Annotated in this window: 3 protein-coding genes; 2 read left to right on the top strand and 1 reads right to left on the bottom strand. The window is 64.2% G+C overall.

All coding sequences use genetic code 11. The features are described from left to right. Positions 1 to 1,351: autotransporter assembly complex family protein (locus EN994_RS10395; RefSeq protein WP_164745862.1), on the bottom strand; the 1,351-nt coding region annotated here is incomplete at its 3' end. Positions 1,352 to 1,623: 272 nt separating this feature from the next. Here EN994_RS10395 and EN994_RS10390 point away from each other — a divergent pair. Together EN994_RS10390 and EN994_RS10385 are read left to right on the top strand one after the other, a co-directional pair. After that, positions 1,624 to 7,122, top strand: a complete 5,499-nt coding sequence (locus EN994_RS10390) for an alpha-2-macroglobulin family protein (protein ID WP_063168513.1) — start codon at positions 1,624 to 1,626, stop codon at positions 7,120 to 7,122. A 174-nt stretch (positions 7,123 to 7,296) separates the two neighbouring features. Beyond that, positions 7,297 to 7,860 (top strand): transglycosylase domain-containing protein (locus EN994_RS10385; protein WP_206530393.1); only part of this gene is annotated, 564 nt, incomplete at its 3' end.

Genomic DNA, 7,860 nt, shown 5'->3' with positions numbered 1-7,860 from the left:
GCGGAATGCTGGCGATCAGGTATTTGTGCTTGCCGAAAGCGTCGTGGATGCGGGAATAGTCGAGCGCCACCTCGGCGGAAACCGTCTGCTTCTTGGTCAGTTCGTAGGACAGTCCGGTGCTGCCCTTGATCGAGAAATGGTCATAGGCATCAGGATGTTCGAGCACCGTCTTGACGCTGGCGAAGAACTTCGATGCCGGTCCGATCACACCGGGTTTCTCGAACATGATGCCGGCATTGTAGTTGAGTTCGCCGAGATCGTTGCTGCCGATGCCGCTGATCTTGCCATCGATGCGCAGCTTCTCGGCCCGGCCGAACAAATTGCGGTGGCCCCAATAGCCCTCAAGGCCCAGCCCCTCGGTGTTGGAAAAAGTGCCGCCGACGCCGAAATAGCGTGGCTTGCGCTCGCTGACCTGGACGCCGATCGGAATGTTGCCGTCGGCATCGAGCGTGTCGGCTTCCTTGAACGTCACGCTGTTGAAGACCTCGAGCGCCAGCAACCGGTCGCGCGCATCGTCGATCTCTTGCGGCGAGTATTGCCGGCCGCGCTTGAGGCCGGTCATGTATTCGGTGAAGTCGCGGTCGACCTTCTCGGTGCCTTCCACGGTGGTCGGGCCATAGCCGGCGACCGGTCCGGCGGCGACCGTCAGCGTCACGTCGAGCGTCGAGGTGGCATGGTCGGCGACGATCTGGCGGTCCGTCACCTCTGCCAGCGGCCTGCCTTGCTCCTTCAGCGTCCGCACGATCAGCGCCTCGGCCTTGAGCACTGCGCCGGATCCGGCGTCGCCGCCTGATATCAGGCCATAATCGGCGCTCATCAGTCCTGCCGCGTCGCCTTGCAGCCTGATATTGCCCAAGGTGAATTTCGGCCCGGTAGCAATGTCGATCGCCACGGGAACCGGCTGCGGACCCTTGAATTCGGCATCCGGCGGCAAATCGTCGAGCGGCTTGCCGTCGATGGTGACGGTGACGACGCCTTCGTAGCGGGCATCGGCATAGAGCGCGGCGACAAGCTGTTCGCGGTCGCTGCGCGCCTTGGCCATCAGCCCGAGCGAGCCTGAAACCGGACGCTCCTCGTCGCTCTTCAGCGCCGAGGCATTTTCGAGCTTCTTGACCAGGTTCTTGTCGGCATCGGGGGCATTGATGGTCACGGCGTAGCGCAGCGGATCGACGATGTCGGCATCCTCGTCGCTGGACGATCCCCACAGCTTGATGCCGAAAAGCTCGAAAGCGGCCGCCGGGGACGATTCGGCGACGAGCACGGTCGAGCACATCATGGCCAGCAGCAGGGCGCGCGGAAGCGCACGCCCTGGCGCGCGACCTCCTGACATCTGCTCTTCATGCGCCGGCATTAAGACAACCTAGGTTACAAAACTAAAATTGGAATGAAGTTCTGAAGCGCTCGTAAAGGGGCCACAATCCAATTGTCTGAAATAGGACGGGCTTGGAATTCACACCTTTTGCGTCGCCGCAAGAAAGCGTGATCCCCTGTCCTATGGAGGTACTACCGGTCATCGACCGGAAAGGAAACCGTTGGCAGGCGGAACCCTGCCGCGTCCTTGTGTTGACAAGCCTGACTGAAGCTTGATCATGCCCGGACGTCAGCTGTGTCTGGAGGGGTGTTATGGCAATGCGCGCGGCTCGTGGTCTTTCGATTCTGATTCTCCTGTTTTTTGCCTGGGCCAATGTCCTGGCCTGGAGCAGCGTCTCGCAGGCGGCCGAGGCCCGGCGTATCGCGACAACGGACAATTCCGATTATTTCGGTTTTGATCTCAGGTCCGACCAGAATGTGACAATCGACCAGTGCAAGACGACATGCCTGGGAGACCCGGCCTGCCGCGCCTTCACCTACAATAAAAAAGCCAAATGGTGCTTCCTCAAATCCGACTACAACCAGTTGAAAACCTTCAACGGCGCGGTCGCCGGCAAGGTCGTCAACATCGATGGCGATCCTGATATCGGCGCGCCGCCGGAACTCGCCTTTTTCCCCAACTGGATGGCCGACCAGGCCCAGCAATACCGCAACAAGCTGCTCGGCCCGGCCTATGACAAGCCGACAGAAGGCATGGCTGCCTTGCTGAGTGCCGCCGAACAGGCCGTGCTGACCGGCGACCACCGCTCCGCCATGCTGAAATACGAGGCCGCTGTCTCGGTACTGCCCGATGATGGCCAGCTCTGGCTCAACCTGGCGCGTGAAACGCTGGCCGTGCAGCCCGCCGCCAGCACATCCGAAGCTTCCACTTTGCCGACGAACGGCACTTCGGCCGCATTCAATGCCTATAAACTACTGCGCACCACCAAGACGCGCGCCGAAGTGCTGGCGCTGCTCGGCAACGGCCTCGACAAGCGCGATCTCTACCGGCCGGCGCTACAGGCCTATGAGGCGAGCCTTGCCCTGAACCCGTCGCCGGCGGTCCAGGCCGACTATGCCGATCTGAAGGCGCGCAAGGGTTTCCGCGTTATCGACCACACCATCGACGCCGACACCAGCGCGCCGCGCATCTGCGCGCAATTCTCCGAAGATCTGGTCAAGACCGGCGTCGATTACGCGCAATTCGTCACCGTCGACAATGCACCGCCCAAGGGCGTCGAGGCCAAGGACAAGCAGATCTGCGTCGAAGGGCTGGAGCATGGCCAGCACTACGACGTCACCTTCCGCGCCGGCCTGCCGGCGGCAATCGGCGAAGTGACCGCGGCACCCGTGGTGCTGTCGATCTATGTCCAGGACCGCGCACCGTCCGCCCGCTTCACCGGTGATAGCTTCGTGCTGCCGGCCGGCGCGCGCCGCGGTATTCCGATCGTTACCGTCAACATGAACGCCGCCGAGATGAAGCTCTATCGCATCGGCGATCGTTCGCTGGCACAGCTTCTGTCGGGCTACCAGTTCCTGCACCAGCTGGACGGCTATGACATCTCCAACATTTCCGAGCAGATGGGCGCGCCGGTCTGGCAAGGCCAGCTCGACATCGCCAATGACCTCAACAAGGAGGTCACCACCTCCTTCCCGGTCGACGAGGCGGTGCCGCAGCGCAAGCCCGGCGTCTACGTGCTGACCGCCCAGGCCGTCAACAACAAGAGCGACGACTACAACTCGATGGCCACGCAATGGTTCGTCGTCTCCGACATCGGCCTGTCGACCTATACCGGTCAGGACGGGCTCAATGTCTTTGCCCGTTCGCTGGGCAGCGCCAAGCCGATCGCCGGCGCCGAACTGACGCTGGTCGCCAGGAACAATGAGGTTCTGGGCACGGCGACGTCGGATGCCGACGGCCATGCCGTCTTCAACCCCGGCCTGACGCGCGGCGACGGCGGCATGGTGCCGGCCGTGCTGATGGCCAAGCAGGGCGACAATGACTTCGTCTTCCTCGACATGGGCCGGGCCGGCTTCGACCTGTCCGACCGCGGCGTCACCGGGCGCGCGGCGCCAGGTGCGCTCGACGTCTATGCCTGGACCGAACGCGGTATCTACCGCGCCGGCGAGGATGTTCATGTCGCCGCACTTGCTCGCGACGGTGCCGCCAAGGCGGTCGAAAACCTGCCGTTGACCTTCATCTTCTCGCGCCCCGACGGCGTCGAGGACCGCCGTATCGTCAGCGACGGCGCATCGGCCGGCGGCCATGCCGTCGACCTGCCGCTCGCCCCCAACGCCATGCGAGGCACCTGGTCGGTGTCGATCTACACCGATCCCAAGCAGCCCGCGGTGGCCAGCCAGATGTTCCTGGTCGAGGATTTCGTGCCGGATCGCATCGAATTCGACATGAAGGCCGACAAGCAGGAAATCGCCCAGGGCGAAACCGCCAACATCGACATTGACGGCCGCTTCCTCTATGGCGCGCCGGCAGCAGGCTTGGCGCTGGAAGGCGAGCTGACGCTGTCGACTTCGCGCGACTGGGACCGTTTCCAGGGCTTTTCCTTCGGTCTCGCCGACGAGCAGTCGGCCGAACCCACGGTCACCCCCCTCGCCGATCTGCCGGTGGTTGGCGATGACGGCAAGGCGACCTTCCCGGTCTCCGTCGACCAACTGCCCTCGACCACCAAGCTGGTCGACGCCAAGGTGACGGTCAGGATGCGTGAAACCGGCGGCCGCGCCATCGAGCGCTCGCTCAACATCGGCATCCGCCCGCAGGGCCATATGATCGGCATTCGTCCGGATTTCGCCGACAATGAAGTGCCGCAGGGCGGCACGGCCAAGTTCAGCCTGATCGCCGTCGATCCCGACGGCAAGCGTGAGGCGCTGAAAGGCGCGCAATGGACGCTGGTCAAGGTCGAACGCAATTACCAGTGGTACCGCTCCAACAATTCGTGGAATTACGAGCCGGTGACCTTCACCAAGTCGATCGCCAACGGCCAGGTCGACCTCAACGCCGACGGCGACGCAACGGTCTCCGTGCCGGTCGATTGGGGTCAGTACAGGCTCGAGGTTGAAACCGCCGATCCGGAAGGACCGGCGACCAGCTACGAGTTCGACGCCGGCTGGTATGTCTCCTCGACCACCACCGAAACGCCTGACGGCCTCGAAATCGCCCTCGACAAGGACAATTATGCCGCCGGCGAAGTGGCCAAGCTGAAAATCTCGCCGCATTTTGCCGGCGAACTCTTGATCAACATCGGCTCCGACAAGCTGTTGAAGACCATCACGGCGTCAGTGCCGGCCGGCGGCAGCACCGTCGACATTCCGGTCGGCGACGACTGGGGCGCCGGCGCCTATGTCACCGCAACCCTGTTCCGGCCGGGCGATGCGCAGGAGACGCGCATGCCGGCCCGCGCCATCGGCGTGAAATGGCTGAAGGTCGATCCGGGTTCGAAGAAGCTCGCCATCACCTTGACGCCACCGGACAAGACCATGCCGCGCCAGCAGCTGTCGATCCCGGTTTCGGTCGCCGGCGTGCAGCCGGGCAGCAATGCCTATGTCATGGTTGCCGCCGTCGATGTCGGCATCCTCAATCTGACCAGCTACAAGGCGCCGGATCCGGAGAACTGGTTCTTCGGCCAGCGCATGCTGGGCATGGAAATCCGCGACATCTACGGTCGCCTGATCGACGGTTCTCTGGGCAACGCCGGCAAGCTCAGGACCGGCGGCGACGGCGCCAACATGCAGGCGCAAGGCAGCCCGCCGACCGAAAAGCTTGTCGCCTTCTTTTCCGGCGTCGTCGAGCTTGACGCCGACGGCAAGGCGCGGGTCGACTTCGACATCCCGCAGTTCAACGGCACCGTGCGCGTCATGGCCGTCGCCTGGACCAAGGACGCGGTCGGCCACGCCCAGTCCGACGTGATCGTGCGCGATCCCGTGGTCATCACCGCCGGCCTGCCGCGCTTCCTGGCGCCTGGTGACGCCGCCGTTATGCGCCTCGACGTCGCCGACACCGATGGTCCGGCCGGCGACTATGCGTTCTCGATCGAAACGACGGGCGACCTGTCGACGGGCGACAAGCCCCTGCCCCAGAAGCTGACGCTCGCCCAGGGCAAGCGCCAGACGCTAACCGTGCCGCTGATCGCTCAGACGGCCGGCAATGCCTCGCTCACCATCAAGCTTGCCCATGCCGACGGCACCAAGGTCGAGCAGACGCTCTATGTGCCGGTGCGCCCGGCGCAATTACCGGTCACCACCCGCCTGGTGGTCGACCTCAAGGGCGATGGCGGCGCGCTTCGCGTCGACAAGGAGCTGCTCGCGGCAAGCCTGCTCGACGGCGCCTCTGTCAGCGTCGGCGTTTCGCAGGCTGCCGCCTTCGACGTGCCTTCGCTGCTGATGACGCTCGACCGCTACCCCTATGGGTGCGCCGAGCAGACCACCAGCCGCGCCATGCCGCTTCTCTACGTCAATGAATTGGCGTCAGGCATCGGCATGGCCAGCGATCCAGATATCCATGGCCGCATTCAGGACGCCATCTACAAGGTTCTGAGCTATCAGGCCTCGGGCGGCAGCTTCGGCCTGTGGGGGCCGGGCTCCGGCGATCTGTGGCTCGATGCCTATGTCACCGACTTCCTGACCAGGGCGCGCGAGCAGAAATACGACGTGCCGAGCCTGGCCATGAACCAGGCGCTCAGCAACCTGCAGAACTCACTCGGCTACGACCAGAGCGTCCAGGACCGGGGCAGCGAGATCGCCTACGCCCTCTACGTTCTGGCCCGCAACAAGAAGGCCTCGATCGGCGACCTGCGCTACTATGCGGACACGCAACTCGAAGCTTTTTCCAGCCCGATGGCCGTTGCCCAGCTGGCGGCAAGCCTGGCGCTCTACGGCGATACACCGCGTGCGGAATCGACGTTCAAGACTGCCCTGCAGTTGGCCAAGTCGACCACCGACTACGACTACTACCGCTCCGACTACGGTTCGCGGCTGCGTGATGGCGCGGCGATGCTGGCGTTGGCGGCGGAATCCAAGCCGGTACCGACAATCGTGCCGGAGCTGATCAGGCTGGTGACCAGGGAACGCGCCGAAGCCCGCTGGACCAGCACCCAGGACGAATCCTGGATGCTGCTGGCGGCCCGCGCGCTGAAAGAAGGCAATGATACGATCACGCTGACCGTCAATGGCGCGGCACATTCCGGCGGCTACTCCGACCAGGTCGAAGGCTCTGACCTTGTCGAAAGCCCGCTGACCATCGCCAACACCGGCAAGACCCCGCTGCAGGCCGTCGTCACCACGGTGGCGTCGCCGGTCCAGCCCCTGCCGGCCGGCGGCGATGGCTTCACCATCAGCCGCACCTACTACAAGCTCGACGGCACCGAGGCCAATGTCACCGAAGCGACGCAGAACGAACGCTATGTCGTCGTGCTCAAAGTCAACGAGCAGAACACATGGCCATCGCGCCTGCTGGTCACCGACCTGTTGCCGGCCGGCTTCGAGATCGACAATCCCGGCCTGGTCTCCAGCGCCCAGTTGACGAACTTCTCGTGGCTGGCGCAGACCGATGCGGCCCATCTCGAATTCCGCGACGACCGTTTCGTCGCGGCATTCAACCCGGCCGACGGCGACCACGACCACAATCTGACCCTCGCCTATGTCGTGCGCGCCGTGACGCCGGGTACCTATGCGCACCCCGCGGCAACGGTGGAAGACATGTATCGGCCGCAATACTCGGCCCGCACCGCCACCGGCATGATGGAGATCAAGGCGCCGTAAGGCGCTGATGGTGATGGACGCGATGAGCAAAGTGCCCCCTCACCCGCCCTCCGCTTCGCTCGGTCGACCTCTCCCCGAGGGGAGAGGAGACGGCCAGCGCTGGCGCCAGTCTCTTCTCCCCACCGGAGGGAAGGCGGCCGCGAAGCGGCCGGATGAGGGGGCATCTTTACTGCCATGAAGATGCTTCGCAAATTCGCTGTTGGAGCGGCAGGGTGCGCCGGCATCCTCGCCCTTTCCGCCGCGTCCCTCTGGGAACTCGACCGCGCCTTCCCGCCCCCGCTTCCAGCCGAACTCACGGTCTCCACCGAAGTCCAGGACCGCGATGGCCAGTTGTTGCGCGCCTTCGCCACGCCGGACGGCTACTGGCGGCTCGAAACCCGGCTCGACCAGGTCGACAAGCAATTCGTCGACATGCTGGTCACCTATGAAGACAAACGTTTCTGGGATCATGAGGGCGTCGACGTGCTGGCGCTGGCGCGCGCCGCCGGCCAGTTCGCCACCAGCGGCCACATCGTTTCCGGCGGCTCGACGCTTTCGATGCAGCTTGCCCGGCTGATCGAGCCGCGCGAAAGCCGCAGCCTCGGCTCCAAGATCAAGCAGATGCTGCGCGCCATCCAGATCGAACGGCGGCTGTCGAAACGCGAAATCCTCGAACGCTACCTCACGCTGGCGCCTTATGGCGGCAATCTGGAAGGCGTGCGCGCCGCCTCGCTGGCCTATTTCGGCAAGGAGCCGAAA

It is taken from the genome of Mesorhizobium sp. M7A.F.Ca.CA.002.09.1.1, from assembly GCF_003998555.1.
Taxonomy (GTDB): domain Bacteria; phylum Pseudomonadota; class Alphaproteobacteria; order Rhizobiales; family Rhizobiaceae; genus Mesorhizobium; species Mesorhizobium ciceri.
This window is presented reverse-complemented; position numbering and strand designations above follow the sequence as displayed.

Bases quoted from the DNA above. Each gene is read 5' to 3' on its own strand.
- EN994_RS10390 (WP_063168513.1), top strand. From the start codon at position 1,624: ATGGCAATGCGCGCGGCTCGTGGTCTTTCGATTCTGATTCTCCTGTTT.